The sequence below is a fragment of the Neorhizobium galegae genome (genome assembly GCF_017877135.1).
Classification (GTDB): Bacteria; Pseudomonadota; Alphaproteobacteria; order Rhizobiales; family Rhizobiaceae; genus Neorhizobium; species Neorhizobium galegae_A.
Genome location: NZ_JAGIPH010000004.1, coordinates 206,470 through 230,264, shown reverse-complemented (window position 1 = coordinate 230,264; position 23,795 = coordinate 206,470). Strand labels below are relative to the sequence as shown.

At 63.1% G+C, this 23,795-nt stretch carries 23 protein-coding genes; 9 read left to right on the top strand and 14 right to left on the bottom strand.

All coding sequences use genetic code 11. From position 1 onward, the window contains the following. Positions 1 to 13 precede the first annotated feature (13 nt). Positions 14 to 172 carry a hypothetical protein gene (locus J2858_RS13985; protein WP_210105419.1) on the bottom strand — a complete coding sequence of 53 codons (159 nt, stop codon included), beginning with the start codon at positions 170 to 172 and terminating at the stop codon, positions 14 to 16. 334 nt (positions 173 to 506) lie between these two features. On the opposite strand from J2858_RS13985, the gene J2858_RS13980 reads away from it, so the two are divergent. Beyond that, positions 507 to 1,067: a type 1 glutamine amidotransferase domain-containing protein gene (locus tag J2858_RS13980; RefSeq protein WP_210105418.1), complete on the top strand. Its 561-nt coding sequence runs from the start codon at positions 507 to 509 to the stop codon at positions 1,065 to 1,067. A gap of 98 nt (positions 1,068 to 1,165) precedes the next feature. Here the strand turns inward: J2858_RS13980 and J2858_RS13975 are convergent, their stop codons facing one another. From J2858_RS13975 to J2858_RS13965, 3 genes are all read right to left on the bottom strand, one after another. Beyond that, positions 1,166 to 2,236, bottom strand: coding sequence for a DNA topoisomerase IB (locus J2858_RS13975; RefSeq protein ID WP_210105417.1), 1,071 nt, complete (start codon positions 2,234 to 2,236; stop codon positions 1,166 to 1,168). A 66-nt stretch (positions 2,237 to 2,302) separates the two neighbouring features. Further along, positions 2,303 to 3,997: a sensor histidine kinase gene (locus J2858_RS13970; protein ID WP_210105416.1), complete on the bottom strand. Its 1,695-nt coding sequence runs from the start codon at positions 3,995 to 3,997 to the stop codon at positions 2,303 to 2,305. 232 nt (positions 3,998 to 4,229) lie between these two features. After that, on the bottom strand, positions 4,230 to 4,463 hold the full coding sequence (locus tag J2858_RS13965) for a hypothetical protein (protein WP_210105415.1): 234 nt from the start codon (positions 4,461 to 4,463) through the stop codon (positions 4,230 to 4,232). Positions 4,464 to 4,711: 248 nt separating this feature from the next. On the opposite strand from J2858_RS13965, the gene J2858_RS13960 reads away from it, so the two are divergent. Beyond that, on the top strand, positions 4,712 to 5,773 hold the full coding sequence (locus tag J2858_RS13960; RefSeq protein WP_245366073.1) for a LacI family transcriptional regulator: 1,062 nt from the start codon (positions 4,712 to 4,714) through the stop codon (positions 5,771 to 5,773). Positions 5,774 to 5,815: 42 nt separating this feature from the next. Here the strand turns inward: J2858_RS13960 and J2858_RS13955 are convergent, their stop codons facing one another. From J2858_RS13955 to J2858_RS13935, 5 genes are all read right to left on the bottom strand, one after another. Further along, positions 5,816 to 7,321, bottom strand: a complete 1,506-nt coding sequence (locus J2858_RS13955) for a tripartite tricarboxylate transporter permease (protein WP_210105414.1) — start codon at positions 7,319 to 7,321, stop codon at positions 5,816 to 5,818. Between the two features lie 9 nt (positions 7,322 to 7,330). Continuing rightward, complete coding sequence (locus J2858_RS13950) at positions 7,331 to 7,792, bottom strand: tripartite tricarboxylate transporter TctB family protein (protein ID WP_210105413.1); 462 nt, start codon at positions 7,790 to 7,792, stop codon at positions 7,331 to 7,333. A 184-nt stretch (positions 7,793 to 7,976) separates the two neighbouring features. Further along, complete coding sequence (locus J2858_RS13945; protein WP_210105412.1) at positions 7,977 to 8,960, bottom strand: tripartite tricarboxylate transporter substrate-binding protein; 984 nt, start codon at positions 8,958 to 8,960, stop codon at positions 7,977 to 7,979. Between the two features lie 210 nt (positions 8,961 to 9,170). After that, entirely contained in the window at positions 9,171 to 10,535 is a 1,365-nt protein-coding gene (locus J2858_RS13940) for a sigma-54-dependent transcriptional regulator (protein ID WP_210105411.1), read from the bottom strand. Between the two features lie 10 nt (positions 10,536 to 10,545). Next, the gene (locus tag J2858_RS13935) at positions 10,546 to 12,357 is read right to left on the bottom strand and encodes a sensor histidine kinase (RefSeq protein ID WP_432443355.1); all 1,812 of its coding nucleotides are present in this window, start codon (positions 12,355 to 12,357) and stop codon (positions 10,546 to 10,548) included. A 366-nt stretch (positions 12,358 to 12,723) separates the two neighbouring features. Between J2858_RS13935 and J2858_RS13930 the strand changes: the two genes are divergently transcribed. Then, positions 12,724 to 12,933 (top strand): hypothetical protein, encoded by a 210-nt coding sequence (locus J2858_RS13930; protein ID WP_210105410.1) that lies wholly within the window; start codon positions 12,724 to 12,726, stop codon positions 12,931 to 12,933. A gap of 69 nt (positions 12,934 to 13,002) precedes the next feature. Here the strand turns inward: J2858_RS13930 and J2858_RS13925 are convergent, their stop codons facing one another. Continuing rightward, positions 13,003 to 13,509: a ferritin-like domain-containing protein gene (locus J2858_RS13925; RefSeq protein WP_210105409.1), complete on the bottom strand. Its 507-nt coding sequence runs from the start codon at positions 13,507 to 13,509 to the stop codon at positions 13,003 to 13,005. Positions 13,510 to 13,690: 181 nt separating this feature from the next. Between J2858_RS13925 and J2858_RS13920 the strand changes: the two genes are divergently transcribed. Beyond that, positions 13,691 to 13,846: a hypothetical protein gene (locus J2858_RS13920; RefSeq protein WP_210105408.1), complete on the top strand. Its 156-nt coding sequence runs from the start codon at positions 13,691 to 13,693 to the stop codon at positions 13,844 to 13,846. Positions 13,847 to 13,972: 126 nt separating this feature from the next. Then, positions 13,973 to 15,508, top strand: a complete 1,536-nt coding sequence (locus tag J2858_RS13915; protein WP_348635490.1) for a phospholipase D-like domain-containing protein — start codon at positions 13,973 to 13,975, stop codon at positions 15,506 to 15,508. Here the strand turns inward: J2858_RS13915 and J2858_RS13910 are convergent. After that, complete coding sequence (locus tag J2858_RS13910) at positions 15,482 to 16,429, bottom strand: lysylphosphatidylglycerol synthase domain-containing protein (RefSeq protein WP_210105407.1); 948 nt, start codon at positions 16,427 to 16,429, stop codon at positions 15,482 to 15,484. The two genes, J2858_RS13915 and J2858_RS13910, sit on opposite strands and share 27 nt — an antisense overlap. A 95-nt stretch (positions 16,430 to 16,524) precedes the next feature. Between J2858_RS13910 and J2858_RS13905 the strand changes: the two genes are divergently transcribed. The 3 genes from J2858_RS13905 (at position 16,525) to cydB (ending at position 19,941) form a co-directional block, all read left to right on the top strand. Then, positions 16,525 to 17,280, top strand: a complete 756-nt coding sequence (locus tag J2858_RS13905; RefSeq protein ID WP_210105406.1) for an endonuclease/exonuclease/phosphatase family protein — start codon at positions 16,525 to 16,527, stop codon at positions 17,278 to 17,280. A 215-nt stretch (positions 17,281 to 17,495) separates the two neighbouring features. Continuing rightward, positions 17,496 to 18,947 (top strand): cytochrome ubiquinol oxidase subunit I, encoded by a 1,452-nt coding sequence (locus J2858_RS13900; RefSeq protein WP_210105405.1) that lies wholly within the window; start codon positions 17,496 to 17,498, stop codon positions 18,945 to 18,947. Next, a complete protein-coding gene (gene cydB / locus J2858_RS13895; protein WP_210105404.1) occupies positions 18,937 to 19,941 on the top strand; it encodes a cytochrome d ubiquinol oxidase subunit II in 1,005 nt (334 codons plus the stop codon). Before J2858_RS13900 ends, cydB begins: the two co-directional genes overlap by 11 nt. A gap of 133 nt (positions 19,942 to 20,074) precedes the next feature. On the opposite strand, the gene J2858_RS13890 is transcribed toward cydB, so the two are convergent. Then, a complete protein-coding gene (locus J2858_RS13890) occupies positions 20,075 to 20,665 on the bottom strand; it encodes a helix-turn-helix domain-containing protein (RefSeq protein ID WP_210105403.1) in 591 nt (196 codons plus the stop codon). A gap of 104 nt (positions 20,666 to 20,769) precedes the next feature. Between J2858_RS13890 and J2858_RS13885 the strand changes: the two genes are divergently transcribed. Continuing rightward, a complete protein-coding gene (locus J2858_RS13885) occupies positions 20,770 to 22,131 on the top strand; it encodes an LLM class flavin-dependent oxidoreductase (protein WP_210105402.1) in 1,362 nt (453 codons plus the stop codon). 127 nt (positions 22,132 to 22,258) lie between these two features. On the opposite strand, the gene J2858_RS13880 is transcribed toward J2858_RS13885, so the two are convergent. Beyond that, positions 22,259 to 23,071, bottom strand: coding sequence for an ABC transporter permease subunit (locus J2858_RS13880; RefSeq protein WP_210105401.1), 813 nt, complete (start codon positions 23,069 to 23,071; stop codon positions 22,259 to 22,261). Next, positions 23,071 to 23,790: an ABC transporter permease gene (locus J2858_RS13875; RefSeq protein WP_210105400.1), complete on the bottom strand. Its 720-nt coding sequence runs from the start codon at positions 23,788 to 23,790 to the stop codon at positions 23,071 to 23,073. Before J2858_RS13875 ends, J2858_RS13880 begins: the two co-directional genes overlap by 1 nt. Between the last annotated feature and the right edge of the window lie 5 nt (positions 23,791 to 23,795).

Here is a 23,795-nt window from a genome sequence, read left to right as displayed (position 1 = left end):
CTGCGGCTGATCGTCAGTGAAATTGCCGCATCCCGGCAATGGCGAACAGGGCGGCAACAGCGGGCCATCGAATTTGTTCCAACCAGCGTTCGATTTTTTTCTGCGGAACCATCCGCAGCGCGTGCCGGTTTATCTGGAACCACAGGCCAATCAGGGCCTGAACGACATGCAAGGCACTTCGTCTCCCCAGGGGCCACCTCGAACCCGGTTCATCGGGAGCGATACACCGGAGGAAGTGAAATGCACAATGTCATCGCCAAACTGAGGGGGCTGATCGGCCTTCGCACGTCAAAGCCCCTGCGTCCTGCTGAACGCGCACCCGACGCATTCCATGTCGTGATGCCGGACAGCGTTAAAATGCCCCTTCCAAGGGCTCCTCGGGAGGAAATGCGCGTGCCCGCCTCTATTAACGGGCGCGACCTCTCGACCGGTCGTCTCTGAGACGGCTGCCATCGACTGAACGCGCCGTCCCTGACGGTTCGAACTGAACGAAAGGACTTAAAATCATGACAGATATCAAATCCGCTCGCATCCTGATCCTCGCCACCGACGGCTACGAGCGCTCCGAGCTTCGGGTTCCGCTCGAAGAGCTGCGCAAGCAGGGCGCCGATGTGAAGATCGCGTCGCTCGAAGCCCGCGACATCAAGAGCTGGGACGAGAAGGACTGGGGCGACAGCGTGCCGGTCGATCTTGTCGTCACCGATGTGAAGGCTGAAGACTATCACGCCCTGGTCATTCCGGGCGGGCAGATCAACCCGGATATCCTGCGCGCAAACGCCGATGCAGTCCGTGTCGTGCGTGACTTCGTCAAGAGCGGCAAGACGGTTGCTGCCATCTGCCACGGCCCGTGGCTGCTGGTGGAAGCCGATGCCCTCCGCGGCCGCAAGGCAACCTCCTTTGCCTCCATCCGCACCGACGTGAAGAATGCCGGCGCCTCCTGGGAAGACAAGGAAGTCGTGGTCGACAAGGGCATCATCACCTCGCGTTCACCGAAGGATCTGCAGGCATTCGTGGCCAAGATCGTCGAGGAAATCGGCGAAGGCATTCACAATCGCCGCGCGGCTTGAGACCACATGCCTCAACCGAAAACTGGCCGCTCCTTCACCCGGGCGGCCTTTCTGCGTTCGGGATCTATCTGCATGAGAAACAATGGCCGGACGAGGCCTTATATCTGCTGAGAGGGTTCAACGATGGCGGCGTTCTTCAGGAAGGAGAGCATCCGCTGTTCGTCGCTCCTGAGGCCTGACAGCTGCGCATCTGCGCGCACAGGATTTTCGACAAGCGCATCGAGCGGACTGGCGTCTTCGGCAAGCTCCAGGATGAGCGGGTGGATATAGCTGTTGCGGCAAACGGTCGGCGTGTTCTGCAGCTCTTCGGAGGCAGCCGTCGTCAGGAGCTTGACCTTGATCCGCTCGCCAGCCTGATGAGCCCGGCGCGCCGCACTGAAGGCTGCAACGCTGCCGCCCCAGGTGCGAAACGTCTTGGCGGAAATCGGCAGGCCGGAGACCTCGGCCAGATAGGCGTTCAGGCGACCCGAATCTACCGCATGCGGCAGCCCGTCCTCGTCGGGAAACGAAAACAGCTGGCGGCCCGGCAGATCGGCGATCTCTTCGAAGATGCGCTGAAGGCGGGGTTGGCGAATGGTATGGCGCACGCGCTTGCCGCCCTTGGCGGTGAACTGCAGCACCACGGCATCATCCATCAGCTTCATGTGCCGCTTCAAAAGGGTGGTTGCGCCATAAGTCTTGTTTTCCTTGGCATAGGCACGGTTTCCCACGCGAAGATGCGTGGCATCAAGAAGAGCGACCAGCGCCGCGATGACGGCTTCCGGATGGTCGAGGCCGATGCCGAGATCCTTCTGCACACGGCGGCGGATGCGGGGCAGCGCCTCGCCGAAGCGGATCAGCTGATCGTATTTCAGCTCGCTGCGGAACAGCTGCCACTCGGCATGATAGCGATATTGCTTGCGACCGCGTGCGTCATAGCCGGTTGCCTGCAGATGGCCGCGCGGATCAAGGCAAATCCAGACATTCTCATAGGCCGGCGGCAGGCCGAGCGACTGGATGCGCTGCTTGTCCGGCCCCGCACAGACAAGCGTGCCATCGGGCATGCGGTAGCAGAAGCCGCGGCCCTTGCGCAGCCGGCGGATCCCGGGGACGGTATCGTTCACATAGGTGAGGCCGATGGTGGCAAGCGCCTCGATGGCCTCATCGGCGGGGGGAGCGGTGACGGTCATATCCATAGCCGCCAAACGCTGAAGACTTGCGTTCGTTCCTGTTGCCTTACGCAGGAAGACAAGAAGTCAACCGGGAACGTCCTTGCCAGGCTCGGCACTACACCGCTCGAAGAGGCGGCGGGGGCCCACAAGGCTCCAGCGGAAGCCGTCCACGGCATAATCGACCTCCACCTGCCCGTTGAAGGAGGCCGCCGCGTGACGCTTGATGATCGTGGTGCCAAAGCCTGTGGCGGCAGGCTCGGCAACCTCCGGACCGCCCGTCTCCTGCCAGGTGACCCGCAGGAACGGCTCGTCCGCGCCCTCCTTCTCGACAGGCGCCCAGGTGAGGTCGACTCGACCTTCCGGCACAGAGAGCGCACCGTATTTGACGGAGTTTGTCGCCAGCTCGTGCAGCACGAGGCCAAGGTTCTGCACCGCCTCGGCGCGCAGGACAAAATCCTCGCCCGACAGTTCGACGCGGTGGCGCGTTTCGGCAAAGATTTCCAGATGCAGCGCCACGACCCGCGTCATCGCGACACCGGCCCATTGCTCCTGCGCCAGCATTTCGATGGATTTTCCAAGCCCCTGCAGGCGCTCGCCGATGGCGCGCTGAAACTCCTCCATGGTAGTGCCGCGCCGCGCCAGCTGGCGCATCATCGCCTGCACCAGCGTCATGATATTCTTCGTGCGATGCACGAGTTCATGCATGACGAGATGCGCGCGGTCTTCCGCTTCGGACCGATCAAACGACGCATTCGACAGCGCAATGGCAATATGGTTCGCTTCCGTGATCCGTGTATTGACCGGAGAGACGATTTCGCCGCGTCCGATGCGATCCGCCATGGCGGCAATCTGGCGGATCGGAACACGCAGCTGGCGGGCGACCGCATAGGCAATGATCAGCCCGACGGCAAGGATGATGAGGCTGCCGGAGATGAGGTAGCGCGAAGCGGTGATGATGCTTTCTTGCGCTGTGGCGATCGGGCCCCAGACCACCACCTTCCAGGGCCAGTCCTGCAGGCGGGCGTAACCATACATTTGTCGGGGCTTGCCGCCGATATCCTCGATCGTGCCGCTGACCCCGCTCATCAAGGCTTGCGTTTCCTTTGCGAATGGCGGCGTCTCCCCAGCGCCGGCGGCCGTTGAGGTCACGATCCGGTTGTGCTGATCGAGAACGGCCACGGACCAGCCGTGAGGCAGGCTTTCGGCGCTGATCAGCCGCTGCAGGTCCTCGGCGTTCTGGGTGAGGACCAGCGCCGCCCCGACATTGGAGAGTTCCGCCGGCAACGGCATCACCACGTTGAACACCCAGCGCCTGGCATTTGCGCCGACGAAGACGGAGGACACCTCGATCCGCTTCGACGAGAGGGCGGATTGCAATCCCTCCTTATCCGCCATCGGGCGCAGGGGTTCGCCGAAATCGGTACGCGTGTTGAGCTTCTGGCTGCCATCGGCATTGGCAAGCACGATGAACCGGGCACTGCTGCGCAGACTGCTGCGGGTTCTTTCGTGGAAGGACTTGAGGTCGCCGGTGGTAAGTTCCGGTGCATTGGCGATCAGCCGCAGCGTGGTGACGGAATCGCGCAACTCCTGTTCGATAGAACGGGCGATGGCACGGGCATCTTCCTGCGTATCGCTGTTCAGAATAGCGCGCTGCTGGCTTTCCAGCTGCAGCATCAGGAAGACGACGAAGGCGACCAATGGCAGGGCGATAACGGCCGACAGAGCGACAAGGTAGAAGCCGATGGAGGCCGTCGGGAAATCGCGCGAAAGCCTGCCCATCGCGCAATCAACCCGGCAGACGTGACGATTGAACGTTCCTGGCCGTGGCCCTCATGCCCTTTCGCCCCCCGCTGCACTGCCGATCCTTATGTTCTAACCGACTTCGCCCTCGGAACCAAGTGATTATGCCCATTGCAGAAACGGATTGGCCGCCCCCTGCCCGGCTGGCTTGTCTAGGTCACGTCGGCCGTTGGGCAGCAGTCTCACCGCCACGTCAACGTCGCGCTCGCGCCTATTCCGGCTTGTGCTGCTTCAGCCCCTCATCATAATGCGGCGACCATTCCTTGCCGATGTGCTGGCCCGGTGGCTCCTTGTGGGCCGTTGCGTCCTCGGAGCCGGTAACGACGGTGGGCTTTGCCGAATCGACACCGCTTGCCTTGCGGTCGCCCTGATTCTTGCCGAACTGCCCCTTGGCGTCCTGCCTTATGGTCGCTGCGTCATTATCCTGGGGAATATCCTTGCGCATCGTCGCCTCCTGCCGGGTTTGTGCGCGCGCAGCGGTTGCTGCATGCCTATTCCCTTATGAACCAATGGTAACAGCGAAGGTTCCAGTTTTGCGGGGCCGGCTGTCGGCTTCATGCGCAAACGGGAGTTGCACCGACCGACCCATGAGCCGTGCCGCCGGCTTGCACGGGCAGAAACGACATGTTCCACCCCCATAAAAAGTATGATTTATATGCCGCCGGGATGAGGAACAGGGATAGCAGGAGGACGATGATGACGCTTGAGGAGACCGGGTGGCCGAAGCGGTTGCCGGGTGCGCGAGCCGCCGCCAGGGGCAGTGGCTCGGAAAAGCCCACGTTGCGCACGATTGCCGAGCTGACCGGGCTTGCCGTCACCACCGTCTCCCGGGCTCTGGCTGGCGCGCCACAGATTGCGCTCGAAACGCGCCTTCGGGTGGCCCGGGTGGCACAGGACATCGGCTATCAGCCCGACAGCGCCGCCCAGCGGCTTCGCACGGGCCGCACGCATGTCATCAGCCTCATTCTCGACCCGCACGAGGAAATCCTCGGCTATGCCACCTCGATGATCGGCGGCTTGTCAAAGGCGCTGCGCGATACGCCCTACCACCTGGTCATCACCCCGCATTTTTCCGATCGTCCGCAGGTCGAACCGGTTCGCCACATCATCCGCAACCGCACGGCGGACGGCGTGATCTTTACCCGCACAGAGCCGCAGGACGAGCGGGTGAAACTGCTTCTGGAAAATGATTTCCCCTTCATCTGCCACGGTCGCACCGAGCTTTCCACGCCGCATCCATATGTCGACTACGACAACCACGCCTTTGCCTACCGCGCCAGCCGCCGGCTGATCGAGAACGGCTGCCGCAAGCTTGCAATCATCCTGCCGCCTTCGCAGTTCACCTTTTCCCGCCACATGCAGGATGGCTTCATGGCCGCCGTGAGCGAGGCAGGGATCGCCTATGAAATCCCTGGCGACATCACCATCGACAGCCGTTCGGCCGCGATCCGTGACTGTTTCTTCGAAGCCTTTGGCAAACGCGACCGCCCGGACGGGGTGATCTGCGGCGGCGAGGTCATTGCCATGGCGGTGATGGCGGCAGCCCATGACCGCAGCCTGACGCTCGGGAGCGACGTGCATGTGGTCACCAAGCAGACATCCGGCCTCTTCGACCAGGTCCGGCCCCGCATTCCGACGATCCGCGAGGATCTCTTGGAGGCGGGCGTGCAACTTGGCACGCTTCTGATGGAACGCATCCTGCGCCAGACGCCGGTTGCAGACCTTCAGCACCTGCAGACGGTGGAGAATTTTTGAAGAAGGCCCCCGTCGCGCGACGGGAGCCTTCCAGCCCGCTTCTCAATCTTCGTCCTGGAACACCACTTCGCGCTTGGCCCGCACGCTCGGCAGCAGCACCACGATCAGCACGCCGAGCGCCAGAGCCAGAAGCGTGGCGCTGATCGGACGGGTGACGAAGGTCGACGGATCGCCGCGCGACAGGATCATGGCGCGCCGCAGGTTTTCCTCCAGAAGCGGCCCCAGCACGAAGCCGAGCAGCAGCGGCGCCGGTTCGCAGCGCAGTTTCACCAGCACGTAGCCGATGAAGCCGAAGAAGGCGACGGCATAGAGATCGAAGACGTTGGAATTGACGCTGTAGACCCCGATGGAGCAGAAGGCCATGATGATCGGGAAAAGCACGTAGTACGGGATCGTCAGCAGCTTCACCCAGAGCCCGATCAGCGGCAGGTTGAGCACCACCAGCATCAGATTGCCGATCCACATGGAGGCAATGATCCCCCAGAACAACGCCGGCTGCTCGGTCGCCACATTGGGCCCCGGCACGATGCCCTGGATGATCATCGCGCCGATCATCAGCGCCATCACCGGATTTGCCGGAATGCCGAGCGTGAGAAGCGGAATGAACGAGGTCTGCGCACCGGCATTGTTGGCCGATTCAGGTCCTGCCACACCGGCGATCGCGCCCTGGCCGAATTCCTGCGGGTTTTTCGAAACGCGCTTTTCCACCGTATAGGAGGCAAAGGCGGCAAGAATTGCACCGCCGCCGGGCAGAATGCCGAGCGCCGATCCGATTGCCGTGCCGCGCAGGACCGGGGCGACCATCTGGCGGAAATCGTCGCGCGTCGGCATGAGGCCGCTCACCTTGGAAATCAGCACCGAGCGGGTCTTTTCATTTTCCAGATTGCGCAGGATTTCGGCAATGCCGAAGACGCCGACGGCGACCGCCACGAAATTCAAGCCATCGGCATATTCGCGGATGCCGAGCGTGAAGCGCGGCGTGCCGGAATAGATATCAGTGCCGACAAGCCCGAGCAGCAGGCCGAGCACGACCATCGCAAGCGCCTTGACGATGGAGCCGGAGGCGAGCGCAATCGAGGAGACGAGGCCGACCACCATCAGCGAGAAATATTCGGCCGCGCCGAACTGCAGCGCAATCGAGGTGAGCGGCGGGGCAAAGACGGCAACCAGGAAGGTCGAGACCGTGCCGGCAAAGAACGAGCCCAAGGCCGCAATGGCAAGTGCGGCTCCGGCGCGCCCCTTGCGCGCCATCTGGTAACCATCGATGGCGGTGACCGCAGACGAGCTTTCACCGGGCATGTTGATGAGGATGGCGGTGGTCGAGCCGCCGTACTGGGCGCCGTAATAGATGCCGGCGAGCATGATCAGCGAAGACACCGGCTCCAGCTGGAACGTGATCGGCAGCAGCATGGCGATGGTTGCCGTGGCACCGATGCCCGGCAGAACGCCGATGAGGGTGCCGAGAAGCACGCCCACCAGGCAGAAGAACAGATTGGCAAGCGAGGTCGCCGTGGAAAAGCCGAGGGCCAGATTGTGAAAGAGTTCCATCGATGCCTCCTAGTAACCGAGCCAGGGGCCAAAACTGCGGAAAGGCAGGCCAAGGCCGTAACTGAAGACGAGCACGGAAAACACTGTGATGGCGGCCGACAGCACAACAGCCATGACCGGCGTCATCCGCGACGAGGCGAAGGAGGCAATGAACGCCGCAAGAAACAGCGCCGGCACGAAGCCGAGCCCGCGCACGGTAAAGCCGAACACGATCGGCGCCGGCAGGATGAAGAGCAGGCCGCGCCAGGCTATGGCGCCGACGCCTTCATGCACGGTGCGCAGAGACTGGATCACGATGATGGCGCCGAGCACGATGAGCGCGCCTGCGAGCAGCAGCGGAAAATATCCCGGCCCCATGCGAAACGCCGTGCCAAGCGTAAGGTCCAGCGACTGCGCGGCAAAAAACAGCCCGAGCGCCACGAAGATCGCGCCACAGAGCGCGTTTGTCCTGTCGATTACTATGGATTTCATGGTGTCCCCGTTGGTCCCCTGGAGATCTGCACGAGAGGTCCGCACTCGGCGCGCCGGCGGGTATGCGCCCGCGGTCACGCGGCCCGGCGCAGTGGGAGCCGGCGTCTCACCGGCTTTCCCACCTCTCAATGTCCTTTGAACGCATGGCCCCTTCCCTCAGGAAAGAGGCCATGCGGCCGGCGTCTCAGTCGGCGTACTGGCCGGCCCCTTCGATGACCGGCTTCCAGCGGGCGATCTCGGTTTCGAGCTTGACCTTCAGCGCAGCCGGCGTCGCGTCGGAAGCCGAAGACGGGGCCGTGCCGAGTTCGGCAAAACGGGCTGCAACGTTCGGATCCTTCAAGGCCACCTGCAGGGCCTTGGACAGCCGTTCCGTAACAGCTGCCGGCGTGCCCTTCGGCGCATAGATGCCGTGCCAGATGCCGACTTCGAAGCCGGCCAGGCCAGCCTCGACCGCCGTCGGTACATCCTTCAGCACATCCAGACGCTTGGGCGAGGTGACCGCATAGGCCTTGATCGTGCCGCCCTGGATCTGCTTGGTGGTGTTGGTGGTCTGGTCGCACATGATATCGACCTGACCGCCGAGAAGGTCGGTCATCGCCGGTCCCGTGCCCTTGTAGGGAACCGTGACAAGCGGCGTCTGGATGGCACTCATGAACAGCATGCCACACAGATGCGAGGCAGCCCCGATCCCCGCATTGGCAACGGTCACCGTATCCTTGTGGGCCTTGGCATACTCGATCAGACCCTTCAGATCCTTGGCTTCCAGATCCTTGCGCGCGACGATTGTCATTGGCACGTCGGTGACGAGACCGACATATTCGAAGGACTTCAGCGTGTCATAGGCAAGCTTGCGATAGAGCGTGGCGCTGGTGGCCATACCGATATGATGCAGAAGTAGCGTGTAGCCATCGGCTTCGGCGCTTGCCACGCGCCCGGCGCCCAGCGTGCCGCCGGCACCGCCGACGTTTTCGATGATGATCTGCTGGCCGAGATCCTTCGACATGGCTTCGGCCACCAGGCGCGAGACCGTATCGGTCGGGCCACCCGCCGAGAAGGGGACGATCATGGTGATCGAACGTTCCGGATAACCAGCCGCCTGAGAGACGGTGGACGACAGGGCAAGAGCGGCAAACGCGGTCGCACAGGCGATAGCCTTGATGATTTTCATCGACATCCTCCTCGAGATGAAATCCGGCCGGTCGCTGACGGCTCCTCCCCCAGCAACCAGATGACGCCATCTGTTCCCGTGCACGGCTTTCATGCAACAACCCGATGAAGGCCGCCGCCCTTCAAACCGCGATACCGCAGTGCGGCATGGGTCGATTTCTTCCCATCGCGGCGTTTTCATGGGTGGATTTCCACCCATCGGCGTCGCCGCTTAGTCTTCCCCCAGCTCCATCAGGCTTTCCGGCGACAGCAGCTTCTTGTCGAGGCCATATTTCTGCATCTTTTCGTAGAGCGTCTTGCGGCTGATTCCGAGCTGTTCGTAGACGGGCCGAAGGGCCCCGCCATGGGCGGCGATGGCACTCGCGATAATATTGCGCTCGAAGGCTGCAACGCGGTCGGAGAGCCTTCCGCTGTCCGGCTTCACCAATGCACCGCCATCGCCCGGGCGCATATCGAGGCCGAGCACAAGCCGGTCGGCGGCATTGCGCAGCTCGCGCACATTGCCCGGCCAGTCACGCTGGGCAACCGAGGCCACCACTTCCTGCGGCACGTCGATATCGTCGCGGCCATAGCGGGCGCAGGCTTCGCGCACCAATTGCAGGAAGAGCAGCGGAATATCCGCCCGGCGCTGGGCAAGCGAGGGCACACGAAGGGTTGCGACATTCAATCGGTAGAGAAGGTCGGCACGAAAGCGGCCGGCCGTCACTTCCGCCTCCAGATCGACCTTGCTGGTGGCGATGAAGCGCACATCGAGACCCACCGTCTCGTTGGAGCCTAGCCGCGTGATCACCCGCTCCTGCAGCACGCGCAGGAACTTTGCCTGCAGGTCGAAAGGCATGGAGCCGATCTCGTCGAGCAGGATCGTGCCTCCCCGGCCATGCTCGAATTTGCCAAAGCGCGGACGAAGCGCACCGGGAAAGGCGCCCGCCTCATGGCCGAACAGCTCGCTTTCGATGAGGTTTTCCGGCAGCGCCGCGCAATTGATGGCGATGAACGGCCGGTTGGCGCGCGCACTCACATCATGCAGCGCCCGCGCGACCACTTCCTTGCCCACACCCGTATCGCCGATCACCAGCGTGTCGGCATCGGCTGCCCCGATGGCGCGGATCTGGTAGCGCAGATCGACCATGCCCTGGGTGCGCCCCGGCAGCCGGCTTTCCAGATCATCGCGCTTGCCGGCCACCGCCCTCAGGCGCCGGTTTTCGAGAACCAGGCCCCGCCGATCAAGCGCGCGGCGGATGACGCCCGAAAGATGCGTCGTGGTGAACGGCTTTTCGATGAAATCATAGGCGCCTTCCCGCATCGCCTTCACAGCCAGCTGCACGTCGCCGTGGCCAGTCACCAGGATGACCGGGATTTCCGCGTCGAGCTCCCGGATCCGCTGCATCAGCGTCATGCCATCGAGGCCCGGCATGCGGATATCGCTCACCACGACGCCGTCAAAGGCATAGCCGATAAGTTCCAGAACGTGGTCGGCACTGGCAAGCGTCTGCACCGAAAGCCCGGACAACTCCAGCGCCTGCGCGGTGGAGCGGCGCAGTTCCTCCTCGTCGTCCACCAGCAAAACCCGCTGCATGCGTCCCAGCCTATCCTTGTGTCCGCTCGCCTGCCGGCTGCAGCCTGATGCGAAACAGCGCCCCGCCCTGGGGGTGATCGCTGACGTCCAGGCTGCCACCGAAGTCCTTGATGATGTTATAGGAGATGGAAAGGCCAAGTCCCAGCCCCTTGCCGACACCCTTGGTGGTGAAGAAGGGATCGAAGATGCGCTCGCGGATGGCCGCCGGCACGCCGGGCCCGTGATCGCGCACGAAAATGGCCACGAGCCCATCTTCCGGCCGAGCGGATATCTCGATCTCCCTCTCCTCCAGCCCTTCCATCGCATCGGCGGCATTGGTGATGATGTTGACGAGCACCTGCTGCAGGCGCACGAAGCCCGCCTCCACTGCAAGATCGGGTGACGACAGATCGACGACGAGCATCGCGTCGGCGGCTTTCAGGCGGGCGGCCACGATGTCCAGCGTGTCCCGGATCACCTCATCGAGCAGCACCGGCCCGAGTTTCTCGTTGGGTTTTCTGGCAAAGTTGCGCAGGTGCCGGGAGATCGACGCCATACGGTCGATGAGCGCCGAGATGCGGCGGATATTGTCGTTCGCCTCCTCCAGACGGCCGCGCTCGATGAGAACGGCGGCACTGTCGGTATAGGTCTTGGCGGCCGCGAGCGGCTGGTTGAACTCGTGCGACAGCGCCGCCGACATCTGGCCGAGCCCGGCAAGCTTGCCGGCCTGGATGAGATCGGCCTGGGTCTGACGCAGCTGCTGTTCGGTGAGACGCCGTTCGGCGATTTCCTCTTCGATGCGCGTATTGACGCGGGCAAGGTCGGCGGTGCGCTCCACCACGCGCCGTTCCAGCTCGCCCTGCGCTTCGGCCTGCAGCATCAGACGCTCGGCAAGACGCTGACGCCGCTGCAGCAGGATGGCAAGGCCAAGCCCGGCCAGGCACAGAAGCAGGAACCCGGCAATCACCACGGTCTGCGCCTGCGCCCGTGCCGATGCCGTATCGGTGAGCACATTCACCGTCCAGCCCGCCTCCGGCATGGCTTGCGACAGCGCCAGATATTCGCGCGTGCCCTGACGTTCAGCGATGCGCACGAGACGGTGGCCTGCCTCCATGACCTCCGTCGAGGGCAGCGGCTTCAGCACCGCATCGGCATAGCGGCGCGATGCGCTCGTGCGTGCCAGCCGTTCGGGTGTCAGCGGCAGCACGGCATTGTAGAGCCATTCCGCCGTGCCCGTCATGAAGATGATGCCTTCCGGATCGGAGACGAAGATGCGTGCGTCACCCCCCACCCAGGACGCCTCGATCATATCGATATCGACCTTGAACACCAGGACACCGAGGATGCGGCCGGAAATTTCGATGGGCGAGGAAAAATAGTAGCCGCGCTTGGCCGATGTGGTGCCGAGCGCATAAAAGCGGGCCTGAGCCCCCTGTGCCGCTTCCTGGAAATACGGCCGGTAGCTGAAATTCTGTCCGATGAAGCTGGTCGGCAATTCGAAATTGCTGGCAGCGATCGTCTGGCCATCCATGGTCATCATGTAGATGTCAGAGGATTTGAGAAGGGCATTGATCTCGCTGAGATAGCGGTTGGTCGCGTGGCGGATCACCACATCGCCCGGATGCTGGATCAGTGCCTCTATGGCCGGCTGGTCTGCAAGAAGCGCCGGCAGTGCCTCGTAGCGACGCAGATGCCCTTCAAGCGCAGAAACGGCCAGACGAAGCGTTGTCGCGCCTTGCGTTTCGGCCTCGCGCAGATAGCGCTTCTTGATGACCTCGCCGCCATAGACGACGAACAGGATGCCGATGAAGAGGATGGCAAGAACCGCCGCCTGTGCCGTCAAGAGCCGCCGGCGCGGTCGCGCGCGGTCCGCGATACCGTCCCCCTCGCCTCGTCGCATCAGACCCGCAAAGGCACCTGCAGGCTCGGCTCGCCCGTTTTCTGCCACCGTTTCCGATCCTCCCACTCTCCCCTTGGGGCAGTTGAGCCGATCTTTAGCGCGCACTCAAGTGCGTCGCGCCGTTTTGCGCGCCGACCGGACGCGCCGCCGTTTCAGCCCGGACACCAAGAGTTCAGACGATCGTGAGAGGGGATCGGTTGCAATGCGCCCGGATGGGCGTAGTCTTGCGATACCGCTGGCCATTGCACGGGGCGCCGGCGGCTGGAAGACGAGCAAAAGCTTTCGCCCTTTATGAAGGAGGTGGCAAACGTGACCATATCGGCTGCTGAAACCACACTCGAACCGCAGGAACTCGCATTTCTGCAGACCTGCTTTGATGTCTTGCGCCGGGAACGCGGCCTGGAGGGCGTGGCTCTCAGCGACAAGCGCGCGGCCGACAATCTGGCTGCCGAAATCATCGAGCTCTATCGCACCGGCATTCGCGATCCCGGTGAACTGACCGCCAAGCTGAGCTCCTGAGAGCCGGCCTGCAGCAAGCCCGCCGCACAGCCTGCCGGCGGGCTTTTCCGTGCACGTTCTTTGAGACGATCAGCGCTTGGCCAGAAGATCCCGTTCGTCGCGCATCAGGTAAAGGCGCGTGACGACATCAAGATGCGTTTCAAGCCAGGCTGCCATCGCCGCCTCCTGCTTGAGGATATTCTCGAACACGCCCACTGCTTCGGTGTCACCCAATTCGTCGGCGGCAGTGAGCAATACCCGGTAGAGCGCGATCTTTGAATGTTCGAAGCCATAGGCCGCCATGGCGATCCGCACCACCTCGTCGGCGGCCAGCATCCCGGTCATGCCCTGCGCCACGGCTGAGAGCCGACCGGCCACGCCCTTCAGCACCGAGCCGCTTCCCGAAGCGCGGTCGAGAAGCCGCAGCAGAACGTCCGCCTGTGCTTCGGTCTGCGTCAGGTGCTCCTGCAGGCGCTCGCGCAATTCCGGATAATTCTCGATGCGGGCGATCTGGGCGCGCAACAGAGCCGATGCCTGAACCTCCAGAGCGTGCGCCTCGCCCAGCCAGGCAATGAAATGGTCGACGGAATGGGCCATCAACAAACTCCTTCAATCTTCGTCAGTCGGCGCCGGTGAAAACCTCAGCCGGAGACAACCTCTCCTGCGGCTTTTGATCCTATCCCAGGATTCAGCCCTTTCCTTGACATAAATGCCGCAACAAAGATGGGAACGATCTCCCGGGCTTGCGGTTCAACAGTCAGCAAACGAGGAGATGATCATGCCAGCCCCGCGCGATCCGAGCGAACAGCCGCCGATGCCGTCCCCCGTCTGGGCTCCCGAGCCGCCGATCCAGGAACCTGAACCGGACCGGTTGCCCGATGAGACGCCCTTGCCAAACCCGGACGAGACGCGCGAGCCGCCAGCACAATTCTAGCGGGCCGGCGCGTGGCGGAACTTTCCGCCGCATTCCTGAAGTTTGATCGATCCGCAACTTGTCGTGCCCCGGACGGGAACCGGCGTGGCACCGGTGCGTTCTGTGCCCAGAGCAGGGATCCAGAAGGTGACGATCGTGGACGCGAGCATGTACAGCGCCGGCCAGAGCCAGACAGCGCAAGGCAACACAGCACAGGGCCAGACATCAAAGACGGCTTCCATCATCCGTCCCGGCCGCAATGCCTGGCGTGAAGCCGTCACAAGCCGCGCCGCCTTTCTTGTCGATGGCGCGGAATATTATCAGCGCCTGGCGCAGGTTCTGGCCAAAGCCGAAAAATCGATCTTCATCGTCGGCTGGGATTTCAATCCGCACATTCGCCTGACGCCGGAAGAGGACGGAAGCCCGACCCTTGGCGAAATTCTGCGCGCGCAGGTGGAGGCCCATGAGGGGCTGATCGTGCGCATTCTCGTCTGGGGCATGGGGCCGATCTATTCCGGCAAAAGCTTCAAGCTCTTCCAGAAAACCGGATGGAACGACCATCCGCGCATCAAGCTGGAATTCGATTTCCGCCATCCGGTCCGTGCCAGCCATCACCAGAAAATGGTGGCGGTGGACGATGCGGTGGCATTTCTCGGCGGCATCGACCTCACCGCCCGCCGCTGGGATGACCGCCGGCACGCCATTCCCAATGCGCTGCGCTGCTCGCCGGACGGCACCTGCTATGGACCGGTGCATGACCTGCAGGCCATTCTGGCCGGTGATGGCGCCGTTCTGGTGGGAGACGCTGCCCGCAAGCGCTGGAAACGCGCAACCGGCGAAGTGCTGAATGCCGATCCCGGCAATCCCGATTCACTCTGGCCGCAGGATCTGGCGCCGTCGCTCACCGATTGCCCGGTGGCACTGGCGCTGACCGAACCGCTTCTGTGGAACGGCAAACGTGGCCGCCGCGAGGCGGTGCAGCTGACACATGATGCGCTTCGCGCGGCACGGCGCCACATCTACCTGGAATCCCAGTATCTGGCCTCCTTTACCGTTGCCCGCACGCTGGCCGAGCGGCTGCAGGAGCCGGACGGCCCCGAGATCGTCATTCTGGTGACGCGGGAATCGCATGGGCTCCTCGAAAAACTGATGATGGGCCACAATCGCAACCGGCTGATCCGCCGCCTGAAGCGGCTGGACCGCTACAATCGGCTGCGTGTGTACTATGCCGTGACGCGGGATGGCGAGGGCAAGGAGACGGAGATTATCGTCCATTCCAAGCTGGTGGTGATTGACGACCGCTTTGTGCGTATCGGTTCCTCCAACCTCAACAACCGCTCGGAAGGGCTCGATACGGAATCCGACATTGCCTTCGAGCCGACGAGCGAAGAGGGCCGCCGGGCGCTGACTGCCTTGCGCGACGATCTGATCGCCGAACATCTGGAGGCAAGCCCTGCCGATATCTCGGCCTCGATTGCCGAGACCGGCTCGCTGATCCGGACCATCGAGCAGTTCAACAGCAGGCCGCGCGGTCTGAGGCCCTTCGTCATTGCAAGCAATGGCGAGACGGAGTCGCTGATCGGCACCTCGCTTGCCGATCCCCGCCGGCCGTTCTGGCCGTTCCGACAGCTGAAGGTCGGCACGCGCTGGGCGCTGTCACGCCTGACGCGCAGCTTCACCTGACGGTTCACGCTCCGGCGCCAGCCGGCGGAAATAGGCTTCCGACACGAGGAAGACCGGCACACCGATCAACAGCGGAATGAAGTAATAGAGCACGCGGAAAGCAACCAGCGCCCCGATCGAGGCGCTGGCGGGCAACAGCATCAGCATGGTTGCCTCCAGCACTCCAAGCCCACCCGGAACATGGCTCAGCATCGCGGCAATCGTTGCCGTCACATAGGACGCTGCCACCTGCAGATAACCGGCATCGGTAAAGGTGGCGAGCAACTGGTGGAGCGCGCCGGCCACACAGCCGAAATTGACGGTGCCGACGGCAATCTGCGCCAGACACATCTTCGTCTGCGGCATTTCCATGCGAAACGAGCGGAATTTGAGCGGCGGTCTCCCCCAGATGGAGCAGACGACATAGGCGACCGGATAGGCAAGAAACAGAAGTCCCAGCCAGAACCGAGCTGCTGGATCGAGATCAAGCATGCCGTCGCCCGTCGGCGGCATGAAGAGAAGGGTGATGGCTGCGAGCATGCTCAGGCCGAGAAGCACGGTTGCCCCGCAAAACAGGATGACCTTGGCCACTTCATCGCCCGAAAGCCCCCAGCGCGTATAGAAACGATAGCGAACCGCACCGCTCGACAGTGCTGCCCCTCCGACATTGTGGCCGATCGAGAGTGCCGTGAAAGACGCAAGTGCCGCACGCCGGAAAGGTTGCGGCCTGCCGACATAGCGCAGCGCCAGCCAGTCGAAGCCGGACAGGCAAAGATAGGAAGCCGCGACAAAAAGCGATGCCGTCACAAGCCGCCAGGGCGGGATCATGGAAAGCGAGCTGCGGATATCCTCAAGACTGTAGCGACTCAGACTTCGATAGACGAGTACGGCTGCAATACAGATGATTGCGGCCACGAGTAGTCGGATGATCTGCCGCGTCACGTCGGCTCCCTCGCTCTTCAGGTGGTTTCGGCCCGACGGCCAAAGTGAGTTTTGCGTTAAGGGAACGAAACGCGCGGATAGGGGTTCCCTGCCTCATGATCGAACCTGTCGAAGATACGGGCCCTGTGGCGCGCCGGACCATCCGCATCCTCAGCTATAATGTTCACAGTTGCGTGGGCACGGATAAACGGCTCGATCCGGGCCGGGTCGCCGACATGATCGCGCAGATTTCGCCCGACATTATCGGTCTGCAGGAACTCGATGTCGGTCGAAAGCGCAGCGGCGGCATTGATCAGGCCGAAGCGATTGCCAGCCTCTTGAAGATGGATTTCCAGTTCCACCCGGCGCTCAGCGTCAAGGAGGAGCGCTATGGCGATGCGCTGCTGACCGCCTTTCCGATGCGTCTTCGCCGCGCCGGCGCGCTTGCCTCGATCGGGGAGCCGCGCGGCGCCATCTGGGCGGACATCGATGTGGACGGCCAGCCCGTGCAGGTGTTCAACACACATCTTGGGCTGCTGCGCCGCGACCGGTTGCGCCAGGCCGAGGAGCTTGTCGGGCCGGGCTGGCTCGGTCACCCGGATGTGCAGGGAAAGCCGACCATCCTCATCGGCGATTTCAACTCGATCCCGTCCTCGGCCCCCTACCGGACACTTGCCGCCCGGATGCAGGATGTGCGCCATCACGCCGGCGGGCTTGCAAAACCGACCTTTCCCTCGCGCTTTCCGCTTCTGAGGCTCGATCACATTTTCGTCTCGGGCGGCCCGCGGATTTTAAACTCCGAAGCGGTGGAAAATCCGCTTGCCCGCCGTGCCTCGGACCATCTTCCGCTTCTGGCCACGGTCGAGATCTGACGCAGAACGGCAAACCGGCCTGCCACAAACAGCAAATTATCCAAGGGCACTTTACGGCGAAGCAACCCCGCCCATTTCATGGGGGTGTGACACTTTGCCTGCATGGATCCGCCCGGCTGCGGCAACGCCACGCATTGTGCAGCGCAGCAGATGCCATGAGACTGCCTTTACCAGCGCCCCGCAGCCACGGGGTCGGACAAAGAGCGAGTGCCCCCATGTTTGACAATTTCGATGCCACGATGCTGGCGCGAATACAGTTCGCCTTCACCGTTTCCTTCCACATCATCTTTCCGGCCTTCTCCATCGGGCTTGCAAGCTATCTTGCCGTGCTGGAGGGCCTGCACCTGTGGACGAAGAAACCCGTCTACATCGAGCTGTTCGACTTCTGGAAAACCATCTTCGCCATGGCCTTCGGCATGGGCGTCGTCTCCGGCATCGTGATGTCCTACCAGTTCGGCACGAACTGGAGCGTGTTTTCCGACAAGGCTGGCCCGGTCATCGGCCCGCTGATGGGCTATGAGGTGCTGTCGGCCTTTTTCCTCGAGGCCGGCTTCCTCGGTGTCATGCTGTTCGGCCGCAAGCGCGTCGGTCCGGCCCTGCATTTCTTTGCAACCCTGATGGTGGCGCTCGGCACGCTGATGTCGGCGATCTGGATCCTGGCGGTCAATTCGTGGATGCAGACGCCGGCGGGCTTTGCCGTCAACGATGTCGGCCAATTCGTGCCGGTGGACTGGTGGGCGGTGATCTTCAACCCGTCCTTCCCCTATCGCTTCGTTCATATGGTGATGGCGGCCTATCTCACCACGGCGCTCGTCGTCGGGGCGGTCGGCGGTTATCACCTGCTGCGCCGCACCGCGCCGCTTCGCGCCGGCACGATGTTTTCCATGGCGATGGGCATGATTTCCGTCGTCGCCCCCCTGCAGATCCTTGCCGGTGACGCACACGGCCTCAACACGCTGGAGCACCAGCCGGTGAAGGTCATGGCGATGGAAGGCCATTATGACAGCCATCCGGATGGCGCACCGCTCATTCTCTTCGGTCTTCCGAACCCGCAGGAGAAGCGGATCGACTATGCGGTCGAGATCCCGAAACTGTCGAGCCTGATCCTCAAGCACGACTTGAACGCACCGCTGTCGGGCCTCGACACGGTGCCGGACGAGCTGGAGCCACCGGTCACCGTGGTCTTCTGGTCCTTCCGCGTCATGGTCGGGCTCGGCTTTGCCATGCTGGGGCTTGGGCTCTGGAGCCTTTATTGTCGGTTCCGCCACACGCTTTACCAGGCAAGCGGGCTGCATCGGCTGGCTGTCGTCATGGGCCCCGCCGGTTTCGTCGCCGTACTCGCCGGCTGGATCACCACGGAAGTCGGCCGCCAGCCCTACACGGTCTATGGCCAGTTGCTGACGGCGCAGTCGATATCGCCGGTTTCGGCACCGGCCGTCGCCTCCTCGCTGATTGCCTTCATCATCGTCTATTTCCTCGTCTTCGGCGCCGGCACATTCTACATCCTGCGGCTGATGGGCAGGCTGCCGCGTGACCCTGACGGCCATCTTGGCCAGGGGCCGATCCGCACGGCCGGCATCACCCCGGCCTCCGGCCTTGCGGACGGTCACGCAGCCCATTCAGTTTCTCATGCCCATTCTCATGGAGGTGCCCGCCATGGCGCTTGATCTTCCCTTCATCTGGGCGGCCATCATTGCCTTTGCGGTGCTGGCCTATGTGATCCTTGACGGTTTCGATCTCGGCGTCGGCATCCTGTTTCCGTTTTTCGATGCCAAGCATGATCGCGATGTGATGATGAACTCGGTAGCGCCCGTCTGGGATGGCAACGAGACCTGGCTGGTGCTCGGCGGTGGAGGCCTGCTTGCCGTCTTTCCGCTGGCCTATGCCACCATCCTGCCGGCCCTTTACGCCCCGCTCATCACCATGCTGCTGGCGCTGATCTTCCGCGGTGTCGCCTTCGAATACCGCTGGCGCTCGAAACCGGCCGAACGGCTTTGGGACGGAGCCTTTGCCGGCGGCTCCACCGTCGCCGCCTTCTGCCAGGGCGTGGCGCTCGGCGCGCTGGTGCAGGGCATTCCGGTCGTAAACCGCGCCTATGCCGGCGGCTGGTGGGACTGGCTGACGCCCTTTTCCATTGCAACCGGCTTTGCGGTTCTCGTCGGCTATGCGCTTCTCGGTGCAACATGGCTGGTGATGCGCACGAGCGGGGATCTTGCCGCGCGTGCCCGGCGCTTTGCCTTTGCAACCGCGCTTCTCACCGTCCTTGCCATGGCATGCGTCAGCCTGTGGACGCCCTTCCTCAAGCCCGATTATCTCGACCGCTGGTTTCGCTATCCGACCGCGATCTTCAGCGTCATCGTCCCGCTTCTGGTGATCGGCTGCCTCATGGTACTGCTGAACGGGCTGAAGACGAAGCATGACAGCCGGCCGTTCCTCGCGGCACTCGGGCTCTTCGTGCTGGCCTATGCCGGCATCGGCATCAGCTTTTATCCCTATATCGTCCCGACGTCGGTCACGATCTGGGATGCCGCAGGGCCCGACAAGAGCCTTGCCTTCCTGCTGGTGGGTGCAGCCGTGCTGGTGCCGGCCATCCTTGCCTATACGGCCTATGCCTATTGGGTGTTTCGCGGCAAGGTGAACCCGGAAGAGGGATATCACTGATGGCATCGAAGATGGCCCGGCAGATCGGCTGGTTCGTCGCACTCTGGGCCGCCGGCGTTCTCAGCGTCGCCCTTGTCGGGCTGATCATCAAGCTGTGGCTTGGGGCGTGAGCCGCCCCGGCCGTCGTGAAGGGTTAACGCCGTGTCAGCGCCACGAGATACCGCGATGGCTCGGCACCCGGATTGAAGAACACGCAGGCGCTGGGCGGACCAAGCTCCAGACAATCCCCCGGCGCCAGATGGTGGAGCGTCTCGCCCTCAGAAAAATCCAGCTGTCCTGACAGAAGCCAGATCTGCTGGCGCTGGAAGGCAAAGGCAGACGCCGGATAGGGAATGCGCACGCCAGCCGGCAGCGTCACCTCGATCAGTTCCAGAAGCCCGCCATTCGGAACCGACACCGCCCGGCGCGTATAGCCGGTTTCCGGGTCGGTCCAGACCGGCTGATCGCTCACCCGCGAGAGGCGGTCGCCGGCGCGCTCGGCAAGCGCCAGCAGCACCGAGAGCGGCAGGCCGAAGGCGCCGGAGAGGCGGCCAAGAACCGTGGCTGTCGGGCTTGCCTCGCAGCGTTCGATCTTGCTGATCATGGCCTTGGAGACACCGGAGCGCTCGGCCAGATCCGACAGCGACCAGCCGCGATTTTCCCGCTCGATCCGCAGGCGCTCGGCAATCGCCTGCCCGCTCAGAATAAAGGCGCCAGACGCTGCCGGAAGATCCTCGCCGCCCATTCTTGCATTTCCTTAAAATCGTCTCTTATAGTGGACGACAGAAATCCTATACGAAACAGCTGGCGGGCTGCAAACCATTTAACCGGGAAAGCCGGAGGGGAATAATGCGCGAAATCCGCTTCAACGCCTTCGACATGAATACGGTCGGCCATATTCAGCAGGGTCTGTGGCGGCACCCGCGCGACCAGTCGTACCGCTACCATGACATCACCTACTGGATGGATTACGCCAAGCGGCTGGAGGAAGGCCTGTTCGACGGCATTTTCCTTGCCGATGTGTCGGGTGTCTACGATGTGCTGGGCGCAAGCGCCGATGCGGCAATCCGGGGAGCGGTGCAGGTGCCGGTCAATGACCCGATGATGCTGGTGCCTGCCATGGCCGCCGTCACCACACATCTCGGCTTCGGGGTGACGGCAAACCTCACCTACGAGCCGCCCTTCCTGTTTGCGCGACGCCTGTCGACGCTCGATCACCTCACACAGGGACGCATCGGCTGGAACATCGTCACCGGCTACCTGGACAGTGCCGCGCGTGCCAACGGTCTTGCGGGCCAGATGGCGCATGACGACCGCTACGATCTGGCCGATGAATACATGGAGATCGTGTATCGCCTGTGGGAGGAAAGCTGGGAGGACGACGCGGTGGTGTTTGACCGGGACGCCGGCCTCTATGCCGACGCCGCCAAGGTTCACAAGATCCACCATCACGGCCGGCAATACAGGCTGGAGGCAATGCATCTCAGCGCCCCCTCGCCGCAGCGCACGCCGGTGCTTTACCAGGCAGGCTCTTCGCCGCGCGGGCGAAAATTTGCCGCAACGCATGCCGAATGCGTCTTCGTCAACGGCCAGAAGATCGACGGCGTAAAGGCGATCGTCGAAGACATCCGCGCAAAGGCGGTCGAGGCCGGCCGAGAGCCGGATGATATCAAAATGTTCATGGGTGCGACCATCGTCACCGGCCGCACCGAAGCCGAGGCGCGCGAAAAGTTCGAGGATTACAGGCGCTATGTCAGTTCGGAGGCTGCCCTTGTGCACGCCGCCGCATCCCTGGGTATCGACTTTTCGAAATACGATCCGGACGAGCCGATCGAGACCGGCAAGAGCAATGCCATCACCTCCAATGTCGAGGCAATAACCCGCGCAGCCGGCCCGCAATGGACACGCCGCAAGCTGCTTCAGCAGATGGTGCTGGGCAGCCGGCAGGCCCCGATGGTGGGTGCCGCCGATGATATTGCCGGGCAGTTGATCGCCTGGAGCGAACAGGCTGGCATTGACGGGTTCAACCTGTCGCGCACCGTCGTTCCGGAATGTTTTGACGACATCATCGATCTGATCGTGCCGATCCTGCAGGAGCGCCAAGCCTACAAGACCCATTATGCTGAAGGCCCGATGCGGCAAAAACTGTTTGGAACGCCGCGCCTGCCGGACCGGCACGTGGGCGCAAGCCACCGCAGGAAGGCGCCCTGACCGGGTGCGGCAGGAAGGCGAGCAGCGCCTCCGCGCTGGCAAATATGCTCCTGGAGCTTCCAGATTGTTTCTGCCGTTCCCGTTGCTGTGGCTGCACCGCCGGAGACCGGCCGCCTGAAATGCGGCGTCAGGCGCCCCTGGTCGGGATACGGTTTTCCAGCTGCCGGAAGGCAAAGACCAGAATGCCGGTGAGGCAGAGATAGATGAGCGCCAGAAGCAGCAGCGGCTCATAGGTCAGGAAGGTTTCCTGGCGCACGCGCGAAATGATGGCGTAGACATCCACCACAGTGACCGTCGCCACAAGCGGGGTCGATTTGAGCTGCAGCACCGTCTCGCCGGTCAGTGTCGGCAGCGCGCGGTGAATGGCGCGCGGCAACCAGATGCGGCGAAACAGCGTGAACGGACCCATGCCATAGGCGCGCGCCGCTTCCAGCTCTCCGCGCGGCACGCCGGCAAAGGCGCCGCGCATCACCTCGCCCTCATAGGCGGCAAAGGAGATCATCAGCGCGGCAAAACCATAGGGCCAGGCCTGGCGCAGATAGGGCCAGAGGAAAGAGGAGCGGATTTCCGGATATTGCGCAAACAGCGAACCGAGCCCGTAATAGAGCAGCCAGAGCTGCAGAAGAAGCGGCGTGCCGCGGATCAGCGTGCAGAAGCCGCTCGCCGCCCAGGCCAGCGGCTTTGGCCCCGTCACCTGCACGAGACCGAGCGGCACGGCAAACAGGAAGCCGACGATCGCCGTTGAAAAGAGCATCAGCAGCGTTTCGCCGATGCCGTAGATCAGCCGTTCCTGATAGCGCGGCAGCCAGTCCCAGCGCATGAACCAGGCCACACAGAACACCAGCACGGCGGCAACCGCCATGAGAAACAGGCGGTGCGGCTCAAACAAGCTGCGCGCTTTCGGAGCCACATAGGTGGCCGGGTTTTGGGCCTCGCTCATCAGGCGCCTCCCTGACGGACAAGGCCGCGGCGGGCGCGTTTTTCCAAAAGGCCGATCAGCAGGTTGGAGAGAAGCGTGACTGCCAGATAAAGCGCACCGGCAGCGAGGAAAAAGGTGAGGTAGGCCTTCGTCGTGCCGGCCGCCTGGCGCGTCACCAGCGTCAGCTCGGCAAAGCCGACGACGGCCAGCAGCGCGGTATCCTTGGTGGCGATCATCCAGAGGTTGGACAGACCCGGCAGCGCATAGGGCAGCATGGCCGGCAGCGTGATGCGCCGCAGCGACAGAAGCGGCGACATGCCATAGGCGCGCGCCGCCTCAAGCTGCCCCTGGGGGACGGACAGGATCGCGCCCCGCAGCACCTCGGTCGAATAGGCCCCCTGCACCACGCCGATGACGAAAATGCCGGCGGCAAGGCCGCTGATATCGACGGACGGCAGCCCGATCAGCGCCGTCAGATGGTTCACCGCATCGGTGCCGGCATAATAGAGAATGAGGATGAGCACGAGTTCCGGCACGCCGCGCACGACGGTCGTATAGACTTCTAGGAGATCGCGCAGGATCGGCCCGCCCCACAGCTTGCCGGCGGCGCCGCCGGTGCCGATGAGGAGGCCAAGCAGATAGCCGCCGAACGCCACCTGCAGCGAGTGGAGAAGACCGGTCAGGAGCACGCCGCCCCAGCCCGGAGACCAGAGCGAGAGAAGTTTGAGAGTGGCGTCCATGAAGA

Bases quoted from the DNA above. Each gene is read 5' to 3' on its own strand.
- J2858_RS13980 (WP_210105418.1), top strand. From the start codon at position 507: ATGACAGATATCAAATCCGCTCGCATCCTGATCCTCGCCACCGACGGC.
- J2858_RS13975 (WP_210105417.1), bottom strand. From the start codon at position 2,236: ATGACCGTCACCGCTCCCCCCGCCGATGAGGCCATCGAGGCGCTTGCC.
- J2858_RS13970 (WP_210105416.1), bottom strand. From the start codon at position 3,997: ATGGGCAGGCTTTCGCGCGATTTCCCGACGGCCTCCATCGGCTTCTAC.
- J2858_RS13965 (WP_210105415.1), bottom strand. From the start codon at position 4,463: ATGCGCAAGGATATTCCCCAGGATAATGACGCAGCGACCATAAGGCAG.
- J2858_RS13960 (WP_245366073.1), top strand. From the start codon at position 4,712: ATGATGACGCTTGAGGAGACCGGGTGGCCGAAGCGGTTGCCGGGTGCG.
- J2858_RS13955 (WP_210105414.1), bottom strand. From the start codon at position 7,321: ATGGAACTCTTTCACAATCTGGCCCTCGGCTTTTCCACGGCGACCTCG.
- J2858_RS13950 (WP_210105413.1), bottom strand. From the start codon at position 7,792: ATGAAATCCATAGTAATCGACAGGACAAACGCGCTCTGTGGCGCGATC.
- J2858_RS13945 (WP_210105412.1), bottom strand. From the start codon at position 8,960: ATGAAAATCATCAAGGCTATCGCCTGTGCGACCGCGTTTGCCGCTCTT.
- J2858_RS13940 (WP_210105411.1), bottom strand. From the start codon at position 10,535: ATGCAGCGGGTTTTGCTGGTGGACGACGAGGAGGAACTGCGCCGCTCC.
- J2858_RS13925 (WP_210105409.1), bottom strand. From the start codon at position 13,509: ATGGCCCATTCCGTCGACCATTTCATTGCCTGGCTGGGCGAGGCGCAC.
- J2858_RS13920 (WP_210105408.1), top strand. From the start codon at position 13,691: ATGCCAGCCCCGCGCGATCCGAGCGAACAGCCGCCGATGCCGTCCCCC.
- J2858_RS13905 (WP_210105406.1), top strand. From the start codon at position 16,525: ATGATCGAACCTGTCGAAGATACGGGCCCTGTGGCGCGCCGGACCATC.
- J2858_RS13900 (WP_210105405.1), top strand. From the start codon at position 17,496: ATGTTTGACAATTTCGATGCCACGATGCTGGCGCGAATACAGTTCGCC.
- cydB (WP_210105404.1), top strand. From the start codon at position 18,937: ATGGCGCTTGATCTTCCCTTCATCTGGGCGGCCATCATTGCCTTTGCG.
- J2858_RS13890 (WP_210105403.1), bottom strand. From the start codon at position 20,665: ATGGGCGGCGAGGATCTTCCGGCAGCGTCTGGCGCCTTTATTCTGAGC.
- J2858_RS13885 (WP_210105402.1), top strand. From the start codon at position 20,770: ATGCGCGAAATCCGCTTCAACGCCTTCGACATGAATACGGTCGGCCAT.
- J2858_RS13880 (WP_210105401.1), bottom strand. From the start codon at position 23,071: ATGAGCGAGGCCCAAAACCCGGCCACCTATGTGGCTCCGAAAGCGCGC.
- J2858_RS13875 (WP_210105400.1), bottom strand. From the start codon at position 23,790: ATGGACGCCACTCTCAAACTTCTCTCGCTCTGGTCTCCGGGCTGGGGC.